The organism is Sporosarcina sp. So3-204, assembly GCF_058068165.1.
On the sequence record NZ_CM176485.1, the window covers coordinates 862,756 to 882,075 of the forward strand.

Sequence of the window (19,320 nt, forward strand, 5' to 3'; positions counted from 1 at the left end):
CAAAAAGGATATGCCATTAATGTTACTGGCATATCCTTTTTGTTATGGTTAAATTTCTGATAGTAACTCCGCACTTCGCTTAGACCAAAGAAACGCAATGGTAAAGCAGATGAGTAAGACGATTGTTCCAATAATATATGGAAAGATAATATTGATGTCAAATAGTATACCTGCAAGTGCAGGTCCAATCATATTTCCAAGACTCATATAGGCGGCAATCATTCCAGCCGCAAAACCTTGTTCAGACCCTGCAAGTTTTGAAACAAGCGTATTGACGGCAGGACGAAGAAGCGATGTCGCGGTAAAAAATATAGAGGAAACAAGTATAATTGAAAAGAATGAATTTACAAAAACAATCCCAATCATAGCAATTGCGGCAATAACGAGGTTCACCAAAATAACACGCATCTCACCGAATTTATTAAATAATCGGTTGACAAAAAAGGTTTGTGCAATGACGCCGACAAATCCACCGATTGTAATAATGACAGCAATTTGTGAAGGCGTGTAACTGTATTTATGGTCAACATAAAGGGAGATCGTTGACTGGAAATTAGCTAGGCCAAATGAAAAGACGAATGTCACAATGAACATGATAAAATACGGTGTTTTAGCAGAGCGCCTCATTTGTTGAATTAAACCTTCGCTCTTTTTAACAATGCTTTTTTCGTTTTTAACGATTGGAGGAGGGTTTGGTAAATAGAATAAAGAAATAATTGCAGCGATAATAGCAACGGAAGCCCCAAAGTAAAACGGAAATTCAAGGCTGATTTTTGATAGAAAACCACCGATTGCAGGTCCAATCATAAAACCAAGCGAAATGGAAGCACCAAGAAGTCCCATTCCTTTTCCTCTGTTTTGAGGTGTTGTTATATCTGCAACAAATGCCATTGTTGGTGGCATAATAAATGCAGCACCTAGTCCAGAGAAGAACCTAGCCACATATAACATCCATAATTGAGTTGATAACCCGAATGCAAGTTGTGAAAGACCGTATATGATTAATCCGACTATAATAAGCTTCTTCCGCCCGTGTTTATCTGATAAATCGCCAGCGAGTGGAGAAAAGATAAATTGTGATAATGAAAAAGCCGCAATAAGAAAACCTAGTGCCTGTCCTGCAACGCCAAATGTACTTAAATATTCGGGCATAATTGGGATAATGAGCCCGACTCCCGACATTACAACAAATAAATTAAACATAAGTAATATCAATGCAAGTTTATTAGTTTTATTTTCCAATCACATCACAGCTTCCTTTAGTATTTCGTGTATCTAAATATCTTATCATACTGAGGCAAAATAAAGGAGAATAAAGGACTGACATTGAAGGTCAAAGTCAGTCTTTTATTATCTCAAATCCATTTTGAATTTCAAGAATAGTTCATTATACGTACCTAACATATCAAGTCCCAAGTTTCTGTATACTTCTAAATGTTCTCGTGCTTCCTCGTCAGGATAATAACGTTCATCTTCAATTACTTCAGGATCCATATAATCTAATGCAGCTAAGTTAGGTGTCGAATATCCGACGTAATCTGCATTTTGAGCAGCAACCTCTGCGTCTAACATAAAGTTAATAAAGGCGTAGCTACCTTCTAAGTTATCCGCTGTGCGTGGAATAACCATATTATCAAACCATAAATTTGAGCCTTCTTCAGGAATAACGAAATCTATATTCTCGTTGTCAGCCATCATATCTGCAGCTTGTCCTGACCATGTTAGTGCAACTGCAGCCTCTTCGTTCACCATAAGTTGTGTAATTTCATCACCAATTACAGCTTTAACATTCGGGTTGAGTTCGCTTAATTTAGCTGCAGCCTGTTCAAGCTCATCCATGTTTGTTGAGTTTAAAGAATAGCCTAGTAAATTTAGTCCCATCCCAATAACTTCGCGTGCGCTATCTACGAATACGACTTCTTGTTTTAGAGTGGGGTCCCATAAATCTTCCCAACTTTTAAAGGTTTGTCCTTCTAGAAGAGTAGGGTTAAAGGCGATTCCAACGGTACCCCAAAAGTATGGAATTGAATACTCATTGCCTGGATCAAATGGTAAATCAAGAAAGTAGGAATCGATATTGGCTATGTTTGATAATTGAGATTGATCAATCGGAATAAGTAAATTCGCTTCTTTCATTTTTTCAATCGCATATTCGGAGGGCATGGCTACATCGTAAGTAGTTCCACCTTGTTCAATCTTTGTCATCATCGCTTCGTTGGAATCAAATGTTTCATAACTCACTTTAATACCAGTTTCTTTCTCAAACTGTTTTAGTAAATCTGGATCAATATACTCTCCCCAATTAAAAACAGTTATCGTATTTTTACTTGTTCCATCCCCACTGTCATTTAATTTTGAATTGATAAAAATTAGAAGTATTGAAATGATGACAATACCTATTGCAGCACGTGTAATATCTTTCATTTCCGCACCTCCGATACTGGGGCTTTTACTCTGCGGCTAAATGCGTAATACCCAAACACCAATATAATTGTGACAATGAAAATGAGTCCTGATAATGCATTAATCGTTAAAGTAATACCTGCACGTGCCATTGAATATATTTCTACTGATAGCGTTGAAAACCCATTTCCTGTCACGAAAAAAGTTACGGCAAAATCATCAAGCGAATAGGTGAGTGCTAAGAAAAAACCAGCAAAAATCCCAGGTTTAATAAAAGGCACAATGACACGCGTTAAAACGTCACGCTTTGTAGCACCTAAATCGAGCGCCGCATCTATTAGGGACGGACTCATTTCCTGCAGTTTGGGCAAGACCATAATAACGACGATAGGGATGCTGAAAGCAATATGTGAAATGAGCACAGAAATGAACCCGAGCTTAATTCCAATCATCGTAAATAAAATTAGAAATGATGCCCCGATAATTACATCAGGACTTACGATGAGGATATTATTTAAAGACAGCACTGCTTTTCGCATCGCTTTATTGCGAATGAAAAAAATGGCTAAGGCACCAAGCACCCCAATTACCGTTGCTATGAGAGCAGATAATAATGCGACAATAATTGTATTGATTAGAATTACAATAAGACGTTTATCTTCGAAAACAGCAGCATAGTGCTCCAAAGTAAAAGATTCAAAACCAGACATTGATCCACCTGAATTAAAAGAATAAAATATTAAGTAAAATATTGGCGCGTATAAGATTAAAAAGACGAACGCCAAATAAAATTTAGGGAACTTATTTCCTTTTGCCACTGACGTTCGCCCCCTTTTCTGTACTGTTCGTTAACAACATTATGATGAACATGAATAAGATAAGAAACACTGCAATAGTTGAGCCCATTCCCCAATTTTGGGTAACAAGAAATTGTTGCTCGATTGCAGTACCAAGTGTGATTACTTTATTGCCAGCGATGAGCCGCGTAATCATAAATAATGATAATGCTGGTATGAATACAACTTGTATGCCGGATTTTACTCCGTTCATCGTCAAGGGTAAAATGACACGGTGAAAAGTAGTCCACGAATTTGCGCCGAGATCATGAGCGGCATCAAATAGGGAGGGGTTAAGTTTATCGAGCGAATTAAAAATAGGCAAAATCATAAAAGGTATGAAAATATAAACAGAAACGAATACAAAACTAAAATCTGTAAAAAGAAGTTGGTGTTGCCCAATACCAACGACTTTTAAGAATGCATTTACAGGTCCGTAAAGTCCGAATAAACCAATGAACGCATAGGTCTTTAACAGCAAATTAATCCAAGATGGAATAATGATAAGGAGTAATAAAAGCTGTTTATGCTTGGTTTTTGTTAAGAAGTAAGCTGTTGGATAAGCAAAGAGCAATGTGAAAAAAGTAATTAGGAATGCATACCAAAAAGAATTGATTGTCAAACTGAAATAAACAGATGTGAAAAAGTTTTTATAGTTTTCTAAAGTAAAAGCGCCAGACAAATCTAAAAAAGAATAGTAAATGATGAGTGCGATAGGTGCTAGTACAAAAAGAAGAATCCAAGTCGCGTAAGGAACAACGGAAAATGGATTCAGTTGCTTATTATTCATCTTCCGGTCCTCCGTAGGATTCGAGACGAGCGTCAAAATCTTCTTCAGTTTCATTTAGTCGCATAACATGAATATCTTCGGCATCAAAATTTAGGCCTACCGATTCACCAACTTGCGCTTTTTTAGTTGAGTGCACAAGCCATTCATTTCCATCTTCGTCATATGTCGAAAGCTCATAGTGAACACCTCGAAATAACTGCGTATCCACAGTAACGGTTAATTTACCTTTTTCCACAGTAGTTAGCTCCAAATCCTCAGGACGAATAACAATATCTATATTTTCATTTGGATTTAGACCTTCATCGACACAGGTGAATCTTTTTCCAGTAAATTGAACAGTATAATCTTCAATCATAATTCCGGGGACAATATTAGATTCGCCAATAAAGTCTGCAACAAAGCGGTTAATCGGTTCATCGTAGATATCTAGTGGTGTACCTGATTGCTGAATTTCACCATTATTCATAACGAATATCTCATCTGACATAGCAAGTGCTTCTTCCTGGTCATGTGTAACGAAAACAAATGTTTTACCCAGTCGTTTTTGTAAATCACGAAGTTCATATTGCATTTCAGTGCGCAATTTTAAATCTAACGCAGAAAGTGGTTCATCAAGTAAAATAACTTCGGGATCATTTACAATGGCTCTTGCGATTGCGACACGCTGCCTTTGTCCGCCAGACATTTCATTGATTTCCCTAGTTTCGTAGCCATCTAAATTCACAAATTTTAATGCTTCTTTCACACGACTCATTATTTCATCTTTTTTCACCTTTTTTATTCGCAGACCAAAGGCAACATTTTCAAAAACATTTAGGTGAGGAAATAAGGCATAATCTTGAAATACTGTATTTACTTTACGTTCATTAGCAGGTAAGTCATTAATCTTTTTTTCATCGAATAAAATCGTTCCTGCTGACGGTTCGATAAAACCTGCTATTAATCTTAAAATGGTCGTTTTTCCGCAACCTGAAGGCCCTAGTAATGTATAAAATTTACCGCGTTCCATCTCAAAGGAAACGTTATTCAGTACAGTTGTCTGTTCATCATATTTTTTTGTGACATTTTCAAAACGTATTATTGGTTGGTTTTGCAATGAAATCCTCCTATTCAAACAATCATAATTAATTAGTCTAATGTTATAAACATTTTTAAAGTATACGAAAACTGTTGTGGAAAGCAAGCACTATTTTAAAACGAGATGCAACAAGTTTATTAACTGTAAGTATACACTTATTGTTCAAAGTAATTACATTATGTTAGTTCATCTTAAGTAATTGAATTTCATGCATTTCATGGTACAATATATCGAATGAAGGGGTGAAGCCAATTGGGGAAAAAAAAGATTTTTTATTTGGATCCAAATGAACGAAAATGGACAATGGAAGATCTCGGTCTTAGTTGGGATGACCTACTAAATACGGCTACTGAAAAAAAAACTATAGAAGCCATATTTTTTGCCAACAAAGGAAAAATTATTGAATTATCCGAGATGCCTGATTATTGTCCGGATTGTCTTGCTAGATTAACTTATAATGACGAATTTGATTCAGTGTATTGTTTACCTTGTGACGAATGGCGCGATACCCCATGTGCAGATCCCAATTGTGAATATTGTTTAGAACGACCAAATAAACCTTCGGATTGCAAATGATAATTGTCGGTAAAAGTCATGTTATTTCAATTAATGCAGGCCTGATTGCTACTAGATCGGGCTTGCGTTATGCAGTTTGAAACGCTGATTAATGTAAACTTTGGTCGACGAGGGAAGATGTGAATTCATCATGCCTTGCGAGGAAATAAAGAATGAAATAAAAACTAACCTTAGATAAGTATAAAAGTGAATTAAATTATAAGATTGAATCTATTTAATTTAGCTGAGTCAATCTGTTTGAATTTGGACAAGCGATTTGATAATGTAATAATTAGATTGTATGGTGTAGGAAATACCTGTACATAATAACGCTTTGGAGGGATTTTTAATGAATTTACGTATGGTAGGTAAACAGGCTCCAGATTTTACAATGGAAGCAGTATTAGCAGATAAATCTTTTGGGAAAGTTAGTTTGCAAGAAAACTTAAAAAATGATAAATGGACAGTATTATTCTTTTATCCAATGGATTTCACATTCGTTTGTCCAACAGAAATTACTGCAATGTCAGATCGCTTTGATGAGTTTGAAGATTTAGATGCTGAAGTAATTGGTGTATCTACTGACTCAGTACATACTCACCTTGCATGGATCAATACAGACCGTAAAGATAATGGCCTTGAGCAGTTAAAATACCCACTTGCAGCTGATACAAACCATAAAGTATCAAGTGATTATGGCGTATTAATTGAAGAAGAGGGTATTGCACTTCGTGGATTATTCATCATCAATCCTGAAGGTGAACTACAATATCAAACAGTGTTCCACAACAATATTGGGCGCGATGTTGACGAGTCACTTCGTGTTTTACAAGCTCTTCAAACTGGTGGACTTTGCCCAGCAAACTGGAGACCTGGACAAGAAACACTATAATATTAACAGTCAAGATCCCCACGCATTAACGTGTAGTGGGGAATTTTTTGATAAATGAGGAGGAAAAACTTTGAAATTACGTGAACAAATGCCTGAACTCGAAGGTGCAACAATCTGGCTAAATGGAGAAAAAACAAAATCCGAGCTAGTTGGCGAAAAACCAACCCTGATTCATTTTTGGTCAGTAAGTTGCCATATGTGTAAAGAAGCAATGCCGGATGTTAACGTGTTTAGAGATCAATTTAAAGAAGAGTTGAATGTTGTTGCTGTTCATATGCCACGTTCTGAAGACGATTTAGATTTAGAACTTATTAAATCATCAGCAGTAGAACATGACATTACACAACCTATCTTTGTTGACAATGCTATGAAACTTACAGATGCATTTACTAATGAACACGTTCCGGCTTATTATGTATTTGATAAGGACGGGCAACTTCGTCATTTCCAAGCTGGTGGAAGTGGAATGAAAATGTTAGAAAAGCGAGTTAACCGAGTTCTTGATGAGATGAGAAACGCCAAAGAAAATTAATTTTTGTTGGGAAATTGTCTGTTAGCGTATAAGGTACGCTTTCGGGCAATTTTTATTTTAGAAGGAAAGAAGGGGGTATATAGATGAAAAAAGAATTCGCTGTAATTGGTTTAGGTAGATTTGGAGGAAGTATCGTTAAAGAACTTATAGAATTGGATGCTGATGTTCTGGCAATAGATATTTCACCAGCCAGAGTTGATGAATATGCTTTAATTGCTACTCAAGCAGCTACAGCCGATACTACTGATGAATCGGTTCTTCATTCTCTTGGTATACGTAACTTCGAGCATGTTATTGTAGCGATAGGTGAAAATATTCAAGCGAGTATTTTGACGACATTAATGCTAAAAGAAATTGGTGTACCAAAAATTACTGTTAAAGCGCAAAATGATTACCATGAAAAAGTATTGATGAAAATTGGTGCGGATCATGTCGTACACCCAGAACGTGATATGGGAATACGAATTGCAAATAATATGGTTTCGAATAATATTCTAGACTATCTAGATTTATCAGACGAACATTCTATAGCAGAGATTATTGCTAACGAAAAACTAGTTGGACATACATTAGTAGATATAGATATCCGGGCCAAGTATGGTGTGAATATTGTAGCGATTAAACGGGGTGTAAATATTGTAGTTTCTCCTCAAGCTGATGAGACAATTAAGACGAATGATATTTTAATTGTCATCGGATCAGATGCTGACATCCATAATTTTGAAAAGAAAGCATTACATTAAAATAACCACCATGCATAATGAATTGATATGCTCCCCATAAGGTAGACAGATTAAAAAATAAAATCTGTTGACCTAAGGGGAGTATTTTTTATGGCCAGAAGTAAACATTCCGTTGAAGTGAAACTACAAGTTCTTCAGCTGTTAAATGAAGGGGACTATTCTCAAAGAGAATTATGTGAAAAGTTCTCTGTCACTAAAAGCACGATTCATCGATGGAGGATGAAATTTGATCAAGATGGATTGGATGGGCTAATCGAGTCGACTACTTGGAAAAAATATTCGAAAGAATTGAAGATGTACGCAGTTGAAGACCTTCTATCCAATGACTTTACGCTTATTGAGGTTTTGGAAAAGTATAATATTAGCGATGGTTCTGTTTTAAGAGCATGGGTAAAAAAGTATACTAGTCATAGTGAGGTAAAAGATTCGGGTAAAGGAAGGAGCCGAACTATGACTAAGGGAAGAAAAACAACTCTTGAAGAACGTATCCAAATTGTTGATCATTGTTTAAGACATCAGAAAAATTATCAAGTAACATCCGAAACATACGGAGTTTCGTACCAACAGACTTACCAATGGGTAAAGAAATTTGAAGCCGTTGGTGAAGCTGGTTTACACGATCGCCGTGGACGTACCAAAGAAGTAATTGAGTTAACAGCGGAAGAAAAACTACAAGTAGAAATCAAACGAATTGAGCGTGAAAATGAACGATTACGCGGGGAAAATCTATTTTTAAAAAAGTTAGAGGAAATCGAAAGGAGGCATCGCTAAGTCAAATCCGATTACAACAGCGCTATCTAGCGATTCAAGAGCTGCATAAAGAAGCACGGCTGGCAATCAGTTTACTTTGCGAAATCGCGGATGTTTCGCGTGCTGCGTACTATAAATGGCTTCATCGAACAGCTCCAGCGAGGGAGCTGGAAAATGACCGTCTATGGGTCGGGATTCAATTACTTGCGCAACAAGTAAAAGGCATATATGGCTATCGTCGTGTGACGTTAACGATTAATCGTTATCGGGCATTGGCTAATCAACCCCTAATTAATGAGAAGCGCATTTACCGAATTATGTCTACACATAATTTACAGTCGGTGATTCGCCGAAAACGAAAAGGTTATCGTAAAACAAAGGCTGATCATGTCGCAGACAATCTATTGAATCGTGAATTTAAAGCAGACAAGCCAAACGAAAAATGGTGTACGGATGTGACGGAATTCAAATATGGCGTTGGGAAAAAGGCTTATTTGAGTGCGATTATTGATTTGTATGATGGATCAATCGTTAGCTATCGATTTGGTCGCTCGAATAATAATCCACTCGTGTTTGAGACGATAAAACCAGCCATTCAGGGACTGCCGTTTGGGGCACGTCCACTCATTCATAGCGATCGTGGTTATCAGTACACATCAAAAGGTTTTAAACGAACAACAGAAAAGGCAAATATGACCCATAGCATGTCACGTCCTGGTCGTTGTCTAGATAATGCGCCAATCGAAGGGTTTTGGGGTTCTTTGAAATGTGAAATGTATTATTTGAGCAAGTTTCATACTTACAGGGATTTGGAAGAGGCCATCGCCTTGTATATTCACTTCTATAATACAAGTCGTTACCAAAAACGATTAAACGGCTTAAGCCCTTTAGAATACAGAGCTCAAGCCGCTTAACGATTTTTTATTATTTCCACTGTCTACTTGACAGGGAGCAGTTCAAATCATGCATGGTGGTTATTTTTTTGAAAATTAAATTATACTTCCAATATTACTGGTAGTACCATAGGTTTCCGTTCGGTCTTATCGTATAAATAAGGTCCAAGCAGATCAGTGATTTCTGTTTTTAGTGCTGCAGTATCTGCTGGTGAAGTTGCTAATTTCTTTTGTAGTTGTCTAGAAAGCATACGCTGGGCATCATGAATTAGGATTCCAGATTCACGCATGTAAACAAAACCACGTGAAATAATGTCTGGTCCAGATACAATTTTATTTTTTGCTTTATCAATTGTCGCCACAACAATAACTAGTCCATCTTCAGAGAGCATTTTACGGTCACGTAACACTACGCTACCAATATCACCAATTCCACTACCATCGATGTAAACATCGCCAGATGGGATACGTCCTGCAAGTCTAGCGCTATCAGCAGTCAGTGCAAGCATGTCGCCATTACTTAAGATGAAAGTATTTTCTTGTGGCACATCACAGTCGACCGCAAGTTCTGTATGCATCTTCATCATTCTGTATTCACCATGAATCGGCATAAAGTATTTTGGTTTAATAAGTCGTAACATCAATTTTTGTTCTTCTTGAGAACCGTGACCAGATGTATGGATATTATTAAGCGAACCGTGTAAAACTTCAGCACCTGCACGGAATAGTGAGTTAATCGTCTTATTTATGCTGAGCGTGTTACCGGGAATCGGTGATGAAGAAAAAATAACTGTATCACCTGGATGAATTTGAACTTGTCTATGTGTTCCGTTGGCAATACGTGAAAGTGCTGCCATAGGTTCACCTTGACTTCCGGTGCATAAAATCATCACTTCACTCGCTTGCAATCTATTTAAAGAATGCGTATCGACAAATAATTCTTTTGGAGCATCAATATAGCCTAGTTCTCGCCCGATGCGAATTGCGTTGTCCATACTGCGACCAAATACAGCGATTTTTCGTCCGAATTGTTTTGCTGCTTCAATAACCTGCTGCAGTCTATGAATATTAGAAGCGAATGTCGCAAAAATGATACGACCATCTACTTTTCTAAATATTTCATTTAAGCTTTCGCCAACTTTACGTTCTGACATTGTAAAATTAGGAACTTCAGCATTTGTGCTATCCGACAGAAGACAAAGAACGCCTTCGCCACCGATTTTTGCCATTTTCGTTAAGTTAGCAGGTTCTCCAACTGGTGTAAAGTCGAATTTGAAATCTCCTGTATGAACAATATTGCCTGAAGGTGTTTTAACTACGACACCAAATGCATCTGGAATACTGTGTGCTGTTCTGTAAAATGTGACAGAAGTTTTTCTGAATTTAATAACGTCATCTTCGTCAAATGGTATAAGCTTTGTTGTTCTTAATAAGCCATGTTCTTCAAGCTTATTACGAAGTAGTCCAAGTGCAAGCTTACCACCATAGACAGGAACATTTACTTTTCGAAGTAAGTAAGGGATACCGCCAATATGGTCTTCGTGACCATGTGTGATAAAAAGTCCTTTAATTTTGTCGATATTACGTTCGAGATAAGTATAGTCTGGAATTACGTAGTCGATTCCGAGTAATTCGTCATCTGGGAATTTAATACCTGCATCGATTAATATAATTTCATCTTGAAATTGAACACCGTATGTGTTTTTACCGATTTCGCCTAGTCCGCCTAGAGCGAAAACGCCAGTTTCGTTATTTTTAATAGAATTCATATAATTAGACCTGCTCGAGCTCGAAATGCGGTGAAGATTGCTCGTGTTCAAGATGAGTTCCTTCAAGTAGCTGAATGAATTCGATATTATAATTCTTTTCCTTCAGCAGTTTGCGGACTGATTTTTCTGAATCAGAATCAATGTAAAGGCTTTTCGTGTTTTCGCGGATAGGTATTTGAAGCTTCGTATCTTGATAATAAACTTTGTAGATCATAAGTTTGCTCTCCTTTTTTTACGTTCAATTGAAATCATTCTCTATATAGTAGCATGACACTTGTTTAAAATAAAGAAAAGCTGACCAAAAGTTATGGTCAGCTTAAAAAGTTAAGCAATTGTCTTTTTTCCGATTATGCCACTAAGCCGTTTCAGCAATCTGCGTCTTAGGCGTTTGTACATGGCGAATCACTCCCTATAAAGGAAGTATACTATAAAGTTTTAGGTCTGTCAAGGTAAAAGGCTTTATAGTTAAATTTCTTAATGATTTAATCACGATCATAGGGTACAGCATCTGGGATTTCTTTAAATGGGTTATTATTGTCGATATAATCATAAAACATGATTCCGTTTAAATGATCAAGCTCGTGTTGAAATGCAATTGCAGCAAGCCCTTTTAATCTCTTTTTGAATTGGTTTCCATCCATATCAAATGCCGTTATTGATATTCTTTTATAACGGGGGACAAAACCTTCTATATTGCGGTCAACCGAAAGACAACCTTCACCAGAAGATAAATATGTTTTCTCAACTGAATGGCTTACGATTTTAGGATTAATTGCGATGAAGCTTATAGGGTCACCTTTCATTTCTGTGATATGCAGAGCGAATATGCGTTTAGAGGCATTTACCTGAGGTGCTGCAAGACCAATGCCTGCCCGTAAATCGTATTTCTCGGATATTTCAGGGTCGCGGCTATTTTTTAAGTATTCAAGTAAATCATCACAAAGTGTAAGGTCGACTTTAGATAAAGGGAATACTACATCAGCTGCACGTTTACGTAGTGAAGGGTGACCTTCCCGGACTATATCTTTCATCAAAATCATTATTCGACATCCTTTCATACAACAGTATATACAATAGTATAATCGAATGCTAAAAAGCTTGAAAGAGTTTTGATGCACTGTTTACATAATCGTTTTAAACAGCTATAGTTTAAAGGAAATTGGAGGCGTATACCCTTGAAAAAATATATGTTCATGATTGTTTTAGTTGTTACAATACTACTCACTGGCTGTAATATTGCTCCATCTTTGGAGTCCCAATTATCTAATGCACTATCTACCATGTTTAGTTCTGAAGATAAGTATCGTGAAGCGCAAACGGTTTTGGGTGATTTAGAAAGCAAAGAGCAAATCCTGTTTAATGAGACTATGTCTTTAACGCAAGAAGAACCAGAAGAACTCGAAAAAAATGTGAAAGCACTTTTATCATCATTAGAAGAACGTCTTGTATTAATAGTTAAAGAAGAATCCTCAATAAAGAAAGCGAAGGAATCACTCATTTTGTTTGATGATATCGTCGACAAAGCTGTAGAGGGTAATAAAGAAGATGTTGAACAACTAAAAAAAGAGATAAAAAGTCGTTACTCAAATCATGCTAAAGTTGTAACGGAATACAAAAAGTTAGCAGATGTTCAAAAAGAGCTTTACGACATGCTTCTTGATAAAGAGACAGATTTATCTTTGCTGCAAGAAAAAGTAGGGGAAGTAAATAAACAAAATGAAACCGTGCAAGATGCCATTCAATTATTTAATGAATCTACTGCTAAAGTTAATGAATTGAAAGAAGTTATTTTGGACAAATTAGAGCCGAAGTAATGTCAAACATAGCAAACAAAAGGATTAATGATGAAAGCGTAATCATTAATCTCTTTTTTTATGCACTATTATAACACAGATGATTTATTGTGCTAATACAGTTAATAATTTTTATATAAATTAAATTAATTGGAATGATGATTGGTCCTAGTAAAATCAATGATTGACGAAAACATTTCATTTACGTATACTAATAATTGTAGACGTTGTACCAATGATTTAAGTTCGTGTTAATAATACAGTTAATAAAGGAGAGTTGTCACAATGGTTGCTAAAACAGACAAGCAGTTTGATCCAGTTAAGGTGCTACATGAGATAGAAGAAAAATTTGAAATGCTTCAAGTTTTAAATGAGGACGGGGAGGTTGTTAATGAGTCGTTAGATCCGAAAATGTCTGACGAGGATCTTGTCGAATTAATGTCTCGAATGGTTTATACGCGTATTTTAGATCAACGTTCTATTTCATTAAATAGACAAGGCCGTCTAGGATTTTATGCACCTACTGCAGGTCAAGAGGCTTCACAATTAGCATCACAATTTGCGCTTGAAAAAGAAGACTTTATCTTACCAGGTTATCGTGATGTACCACAGATGATTTGGCACGGACTACCACTTGCACAGGCGTTTTTATGGTCAAGAGGTCATTTTCAAGGCGGTGTTATTCCTGAAGGAGTAAATGTATTCCCGCCACAAATTATTATTGGTGCACAATATATTCAAGCTGCTGGTATTGCGCTTGGCATGCAAAAACGTGGACAAAAATCGGTTGCAATAACATATACAGGGGACGGCGGCACATCACAAGGTGACTTCTATGAAGGACTTGTTTTTGCAGGATCATTCCGTTCTCCAGCTATTTTTATTATTCAAAATAACCAATATGCAATTTCAACACCAAGAGAAGTACAATCTGTCGGTAAAACACTCGCTCAAAAAGGAATCGCAGCAGGTGTACCTAGTGTGTTTGTTGATGGAATGGATCCACTCGCAGTATATGCGGTTACAAAAGATGCGCGTGAGCGTGCTGTTAATGGTGATGGCCCGACGCTGATTGAAACATATTGTTACCGTTACGGACCACACACAATGGCTGGTGATGACCCTACTCGCTACCGTACTTCTGAGACGGATAGCAAATGGGAAAAGCGCGATCCAATCCTTCGTTTCCGTAAGTACCTAGAAGCTAAAGGTCTATGGACTGAAGATAAAGAAGCGGAAGTTATTGAACGCGCAACAGAAGATATTAAGGCCGCAATTAAAGAGGCTGATGCAGCACCTAAACAAAAAGTTAGTGATTTTATTAATTTTACCTTTAAAGATGAACTACCATATAACTTAGAAGAACAGCTAGCAATCTACACTGAGAAGGAGTCGAAGTAACCGATGGCACAAATGACAATGATTCAAGCGATAAATAATGCGCTTAGTACAGAACTTAAAAATGATGAAAATGTCCTCGTTTACGGTGAAGATGTTGGTAATAACGGAGGCGTTTTCCGTGCTACTGAAGGACTGCAAAAAGAGTTTGGAGTAGATCGTGTTTTTGATACGCCACTTGCGGAGTCCGGAATTGGCGGTCTTGCAGTTGGTTTATCACTTACGGGATTCCGTTCGGTTATGGAAATTCAGTTTTTCGGTTTTATTTATGAAGTTATGGACTCGGTAAGTGGTCAACTGGCTAGAATGAGTTTCCGTAGTGGAGGTCGCTATAACGCACCAGTAACAATTCGTGCACCTTTCGGTGGTGGTGTTGCTACTCCTGAAATGCATGCTGATAGCCTTGAAGGACTTATGGCATCACAACCTGGAATAAAAGTTGTTATTCCGTCAACTCCATATGATGCGAAGGGTCTTCTAATATCGGCAATTCGTGATAATAACCCGGTTGTATTCTTAGAGCATATGAAGCTTTATCGTTCATTTAGACAAGAAGTTCCTGAAGAAGAATATACGATTCCACTTGGTAAAGCAGATGTAAAACGTGAAGGAACAGATCTTTCTATCTTTGCATACGGTGCAATGGTGCAAGAAAGCTTAAAAGCAGCAGAAGCACTTGAAAAAGAAGGGCATTCAGTAGAAGTAGTTGATCTTCGCACAGTGCATCCTTTAGATATTGAAACAATTATTGCATCTGTTGAAAAAACGAATCGTGCAATTGTTGTTCAAGAGGCACAGAAGCAAGCTGGAATCGCAGCAAATGTGGTAGCTGAAATTACTGAACGCTCAATTTTAAGTTTGGAAGCACCTGTTCTTCGTGTAACTGCACCGGATACGATTTATCCGTTTGCACAAGGTGAAAATTCTTGGTTGCCGAATTCTAAAGATATTATGGAAACAGCGAAAAAAGTTCTAACATTTTAATAATATTAACGATATTAATATAGATTGATCTAGCAGTTAAGCAAGATAAAAGGGAAGCCATTTGTAAGTACCAAATGGTATTAAAAGTAATTACAATAATGAAGGCCATTTTAAGTGCTAAATGTTATTTAAAGTAATGAAAATAAGGGAGGCCATTTGTAAATACCAAATGGCTTGAAAGGATGAAGTTTATGTCATATGAATTCCGCTTACCAGATATTGGTGAAGGTATACATGAGGGTGAGATTGTAAAGTGGTTTGTAGCTGTTGGCGATACAATTAATGAAGATGATACGCTATGTGAAGTTCAAAACGATAAAGCAGTAGTAGAAATACCATCACCAGTTACAGGTGTTGTCGAAGAAATTATTGTTGCTGAAGGAACTGTTGCTATTGTAGGTGACTCTCTAATTCGAATTAATGCGCCTGGTTATGAACATCTTATTGTGAAAGATGAAGCCACTGAAGATGAAACAGAAACCCAAGTGCAAGCAACTGCTGAATCAGGCCAATCTGTTGAAAAAGAAGAAGCGCCAAAAGCTGAAAAAGATAATGCGAATTCAACGCCAACTTCAGGTGGAGATGTAGATCTGGATCGTCGTATTATTGCAATGCCTTCTGTCCGTAAATTTGCACGTGATAATGATGTCGATATACGTCAAGTAGCGGGTTCTGGAAAAAATGACCGTATTTTGAAAGAAGATGTCGAAGCCTTCCTGAAAGGTGACCAAACTCCAGTAACAGTAGAGGTAGAAGAGGTAGAAGCTACAACAAATGATGAAACTGAAAGCGTTAAGCAGGAAGCTTATGTACCGCTTGAAGGTGAATTCCCAGAAACGCGTGAAAAAATGCCTGCAATGAGAAAAATTATTGCTAAAGCAATGGTTAACTCGAAACATACAGCTCCACATGTTACACTGTTAGACGAAGTAGATGTGACTGAACTAGTTGCTCACCGCAACAAATTCAAAGGCATCGCTGCTGAACAAGATATTAAGCTTACATATTTGCCGTATGTTGTAAAGGCGCTTGTAAGTACATTGCGAGAATATCCTCAACTAAACACATCATTTGACGATGCGACAGAAGAAGTTATTCAAAAGCATTATTATAATATTGGAATTGCAGCAGATACGGATCGAGGACTTCTCGTACCTGTAGTTAAACATGCAGAGCGTAAATCGGTGTTTGCGATTTCAGCAGAAATTAATGAGCTTGCAGGAAAAGCACGTGACGGCAAGTTAGCATTATCTGAAATGAGTGGTGCTTCGTGTTCAATTACGAATATTGGTTCTGCGGGCGGATTATGGTTTACACCGATTATTAACCATCCAGAAGTTGCGATTCTTGGCATAGGTCGAATTGCGGAAAAACCTGTCGTTAAAGACGGCGAGATTGTTGCAGCACCAGTACTTGCACTATCTCTAGTATTTGATCACAGAATGATGGATGGGGCTACAGCGCAGCATGCACTTAACCACATTAAGAGATTACTCAGCAATCCAGAATTACTATTAATGGAGGGGTAAAAATGGTAGTAGGAGACTTTCCTATCGAAGTAGAAACACTTGTTGTAGGTTCAGGACCTGGGGGTTATGTTGCAGCTATTCGTGCAGCTCAACTGGGTCAAGAAGTTACTGTAGTGGAAAAAGCAGATTTAGGTGGAGTATGTTTGAACGTTGGATGTATCCCTTCTAAAGCATTAATTTCTGTTGGACAACGTTTTGTTAAAGCGAAAAACTCTGACAATATGGGTATTACAGCAACTGACGTAAAATTAGATTTTACGAAAGCGCAAGAGTTTAAAAACGGAGTCGTTAATAAATTAACAGGCGGCGTTGCAGGTCTTCTTAAAGGAAATAAGGTAAATGTAGTATCAGGAGAAGCTTATTTCGTTGATGAAAACACTGTTCGCGTAATTAATGATGATTCTGCACAAACGTATAAATTTAAAAATGCAATTCTAGCTACTGGATCACGTCCAATTGAAATTCCTACTTTTAAATTTTCGAAACGTGTACTAAGTTCTACAGGTGCACTTAGTCTTCCTGAAGTCCCGGGTAAACTTGTCGTTATTGGTGGGGGTTATATCGGTACTGAACTTGGGTCGGCTTATGCGAACCTTGGTTCAAAAGTGACGATTATTGAAGGTGCGAATGATATTTTAGCAGGATTCGAAAAACAAATGACGCAAATGGTTAAAAAAGGCTTGAAGAAAAAAGATGTTGAAATTATTACAAAAGCATCTGCTTCTGGCGTAGAAGAAACCGAAACAGGCGTTACTGTAAGTTATGAAGTAGGCGGAGAAGCGAAAACAATCGAAGCAGATTATGTTCTTGTAACGGTTGGTCGTCGTCCGAATACGGATGAAATCGGTTTAGAAGAAATGGGCATTAAAATGACTGATAGAGGTATTATTGAAGTCGATAAACAATGTCGTACTAGCGTTCCATCTATTTATGCGGTCGGTGATATCGTGCCGGGTCTTCAACTTGCACACAAAGCTTCTTATGAAGCTAAAATTGCAGCTGAAGCAATTTCTGGAGAAAAATCTGAAGTTGATTACTTAGCAATTCCAGCTGTCTGTTTCACAGACCCAGAACTTGCAACTGTTGGATTGAACGAAAAAGAAGCTAAAGATGCAGGCTATGAAGTAGTCGGCGGTAAATTCCCTTATGCAGCAAACGGACGCGCAATTGCACTTGATGCAACTGATGGTTTCGTTAAACTTGTTGCTCGTAAAGAAGATGGACTTCTTCTAGGTGGACAAATTGTTGGTGAAGGTGCTTCTGATATGATTTCAGAACTTGCGCTTGCAATCGAAGCGGGAATGACTGTGGAAGATATTGCAATGACAATTCACGCACACCCTACATTGGGTGAAATTACAGCTGAAGCTGCTGAAGTAGTGCTTGGTCGTCCTATTCACATGATGTAATATTAATACTCTATTATAGAAATATAGACCGTCTACAGTGCGTAAAACGCTACTGGTAGACGGTTTTTTAATATACTGATAAGGTATGAGATAATGAAAAGGAGATGAATTATTTGAGGAAACTACCTATTTTTATTCTCAGTGTTTTAATACTGGTGCTCAGTGCTTGTATACAAAAAGAAGAAACCGAACCTAAACTTGAAAAATCAGTGGTTAAGGAAGTTGTACCTGTTGTAACTGATGAAGAGGTTGTAGATGAAGTTGAAAAAGAACAAATCGAGGAACCTGAAATTGAACTACCAAAATATGAATTGACTAATAATTGGGGTTTTCAACCGATTGGAGAAGCCGATTCAAAAGTTGTGCTTTTAACAATAGATGATGCACCCGATAAGTATGCTCTTGAAATGGCCAAGACTTTAAAAGAGTTAGATGTACCTGCTATATTTTTTGTTAATGGACATTTTATTAAGTCAGATGAGAAAAAAGAGATTTTGAAAGAAATACATAATATGGGTTTTCAGATTGGTAATCATACAGCGACTCATTCTAACTTACAATCCCTTACTGAAGAAAAACAAAGGGAAGAAATAGTTTCCGTCAGTGATGAAGTAGAAGAAGTAATTGGGGAACGGCCAAAATTTTTCCGTGCACCATTTGGGCAGAATACAGATTATAGTAAAGCTTTAGTTAAAGAAGAAGGAATGTTGCTCATGAATTGGTCGTATGGGTATGATTGGGAAAAAGACTATATGAACGCAGATAAGTTAACAGATATTATGGTGAACACAGAATTACTACATGACGGCTCGAATCTGCTAATGCATGATCGTGAATGGACTGCGGCGGCATTAAAAGGCATCGTTGAGGGGTTACGAGAAAAGGGTTATAATTTTATTACTCCGGAAACAATTCAAGGGATAGAACAATAAAAAATGAAAATAAAGCTATGTAAAGTAACTTAGT

Annotated in this window: 19 protein-coding genes; 11 read left to right on the top strand and 8 right to left on the bottom strand. The window is 37.2% G+C overall.

What is annotated here, in order from left to right; translation table 11 throughout:
* Positions 1–48: 48 nt before the first annotated feature.
* The 5 genes from AC3RV6_RS04100 to AC3RV6_RS04120 all read right to left on the bottom strand — a co-directional run bounded on the left by AC3RV6_RS04100 (position 49) and on the right by AC3RV6_RS04120 (position 5,125).
* Positions 49–1,242 carry an MFS transporter gene (locus AC3RV6_RS04100; RefSeq protein ID WP_489748185.1) on the bottom strand — a complete coding sequence of 398 codons (1,194 nt, stop codon included), beginning with the start codon at positions 1,240–1,242 and terminating at the stop codon, positions 49–51.
* A gap of 108 nt (positions 1,243–1,350) precedes the next feature.
* Entirely contained in the window at positions 1,351–2,424 is a 1,074-nt protein-coding gene (locus AC3RV6_RS04105; RefSeq protein WP_489748186.1) for an ABC transporter substrate-binding protein, read from the bottom strand.
* Entirely contained in the window at positions 2,421–3,221 is an 801-nt protein-coding gene (locus AC3RV6_RS04110; RefSeq protein ID WP_489748187.1) for an ABC transporter permease, read from the bottom strand. Before AC3RV6_RS04110 ends, AC3RV6_RS04105 begins: the two co-directional genes overlap by 4 nt.
* A complete protein-coding gene (locus AC3RV6_RS04115; RefSeq protein ID WP_489748188.1) occupies positions 3,205–4,029 on the bottom strand; it encodes an ABC transporter permease in 825 nt (274 codons plus the stop codon). Before AC3RV6_RS04115 ends, AC3RV6_RS04110 begins: the two co-directional genes overlap by 17 nt.
* Complete coding sequence (locus AC3RV6_RS04120) at positions 4,022–5,125, bottom strand: ABC transporter ATP-binding protein (protein ID WP_489748189.1); 1,104 nt, start codon at positions 5,123–5,125, stop codon at positions 4,022–4,024. The genes AC3RV6_RS04115 and AC3RV6_RS04120 overlap by 8 nt, the downstream gene beginning before the upstream one ends.
* 234 nt (positions 5,126–5,359) lie before the next feature.
* Between AC3RV6_RS04120 and AC3RV6_RS04125 the strand changes: the two genes are divergently transcribed.
* The 5 genes from AC3RV6_RS04125 (at position 5,360) to AC3RV6_RS04145 (ending at position 9,493) form a co-directional block, all read left to right on the top strand.
* Positions 5,360–5,683, top strand: a complete 324-nt coding sequence (locus AC3RV6_RS04125) for a hypothetical protein (RefSeq protein ID WP_489748190.1) — start codon at positions 5,360–5,362, stop codon at positions 5,681–5,683.
* Positions 5,684–6,011: 328 nt separating this feature from the next.
* The gene (locus tag AC3RV6_RS04130; RefSeq protein ID WP_489748191.1) at positions 6,012–6,554 is read left to right on the top strand and encodes a peroxiredoxin; all 543 of its coding nucleotides are present in this window, start codon (positions 6,012–6,014) and stop codon (positions 6,552–6,554) included.
* Positions 6,555–6,624: 70 nt separating this feature from the next.
* On the top strand, positions 6,625–7,086 hold the full coding sequence (locus AC3RV6_RS04135) for a TlpA family protein disulfide reductase (RefSeq protein WP_489748192.1): 462 nt from the start codon (positions 6,625–6,627) through the stop codon (positions 7,084–7,086).
* An 83-nt stretch (positions 7,087–7,169) separates the two neighbouring features.
* Entirely contained in the window at positions 7,170–7,829 is a 660-nt protein-coding gene (locus tag AC3RV6_RS04140; protein WP_489748193.1) for a potassium channel family protein, read from the top strand.
* A gap of 90 nt (positions 7,830–7,919) precedes the next feature.
* Positions 7,920–9,493, top strand: a protein-coding gene (locus AC3RV6_RS04145) for an IS3 family transposase (protein ID WP_489748194.1) whose coding sequence is annotated in 2 segments (ribosomal slippage) — positions 7,920–8,562 and positions 8,562–9,493 — 1,575 coding nt in all. Because the reading frame shifts where the segments join, the coding sequence is not laid out codon by codon here.
* 80 nt (positions 9,494–9,573) lie between these two features.
* Here AC3RV6_RS04145 and rnjA read toward each other — a convergent pair.
* The 3 genes from rnjA to def all read right to left on the bottom strand — a co-directional run bounded on the left by rnjA (position 9,574) and on the right by def (position 12,281).
* The gene (gene rnjA, locus AC3RV6_RS04150) at positions 9,574–11,241 is read right to left on the bottom strand and encodes a ribonuclease J1 (protein WP_489748195.1); all 1,668 of its coding nucleotides are present in this window, start codon (positions 11,239–11,241) and stop codon (positions 9,574–9,576) included.
* A gap of 4 nt (positions 11,242–11,245) precedes the next feature.
* Positions 11,246–11,455, bottom strand: a complete 210-nt coding sequence (locus AC3RV6_RS04155; protein ID WP_489748196.1) for a DNA-dependent RNA polymerase subunit epsilon — start codon at positions 11,453–11,455, stop codon at positions 11,246–11,248.
* Positions 11,456–11,723: 268 nt separating this feature from the next.
* A complete protein-coding gene (gene def, locus AC3RV6_RS04160; RefSeq protein WP_489748197.1) occupies positions 11,724–12,281 on the bottom strand; it encodes a peptide deformylase in 558 nt (185 codons plus the stop codon).
* A gap of 135 nt (positions 12,282–12,416) precedes the next feature.
* Here def and AC3RV6_RS04165 point away from each other — a divergent pair, with 135 nt between their 5' ends.
* From AC3RV6_RS04165 to AC3RV6_RS04190, 6 genes are all read left to right on the top strand, one after another.
* Entirely contained in the window at positions 12,417–13,055 is a 639-nt protein-coding gene (locus tag AC3RV6_RS04165) for a YkyA family protein (RefSeq protein ID WP_489748198.1), read from the top strand.
* Positions 13,056–13,319: 264 nt separating this feature from the next.
* Complete coding sequence (gene pdhA / locus AC3RV6_RS04170) at positions 13,320–14,435, top strand: pyruvate dehydrogenase (acetyl-transferring) E1 component subunit alpha (RefSeq protein ID WP_489748199.1); 1,116 nt, start codon at positions 13,320–13,322, stop codon at positions 14,433–14,435.
* A gap of 3 nt (positions 14,436–14,438) precedes the next feature.
* Entirely contained in the window at positions 14,439–15,416 is a 978-nt protein-coding gene (locus AC3RV6_RS04175) for an alpha-ketoacid dehydrogenase subunit beta (RefSeq protein ID WP_489748200.1), read from the top strand.
* A gap of 191 nt (positions 15,417–15,607) precedes the next feature.
* A complete protein-coding gene (locus AC3RV6_RS04180; protein ID WP_489748201.1) occupies positions 15,608–16,945 on the top strand; it encodes a dihydrolipoamide acetyltransferase family protein in 1,338 nt (445 codons plus the stop codon).
* 2 nt (positions 16,946–16,947) lie between these two features.
* The gene (gene lpdA / locus AC3RV6_RS04185) at positions 16,948–18,354 is read left to right on the top strand and encodes a dihydrolipoyl dehydrogenase (protein ID WP_489748202.1); all 1,407 of its coding nucleotides are present in this window, start codon (positions 16,948–16,950) and stop codon (positions 18,352–18,354) included.
* A 113-nt stretch (positions 18,355–18,467) separates the two neighbouring features.
* Positions 18,468–19,286, top strand: coding sequence for a polysaccharide deacetylase family protein (locus tag AC3RV6_RS04190; RefSeq protein WP_489748203.1), 819 nt, complete (start codon positions 18,468–18,470; stop codon positions 19,284–19,286).
* The last annotated feature ends 34 nt before the right edge of the window (positions 19,287–19,320 follow it).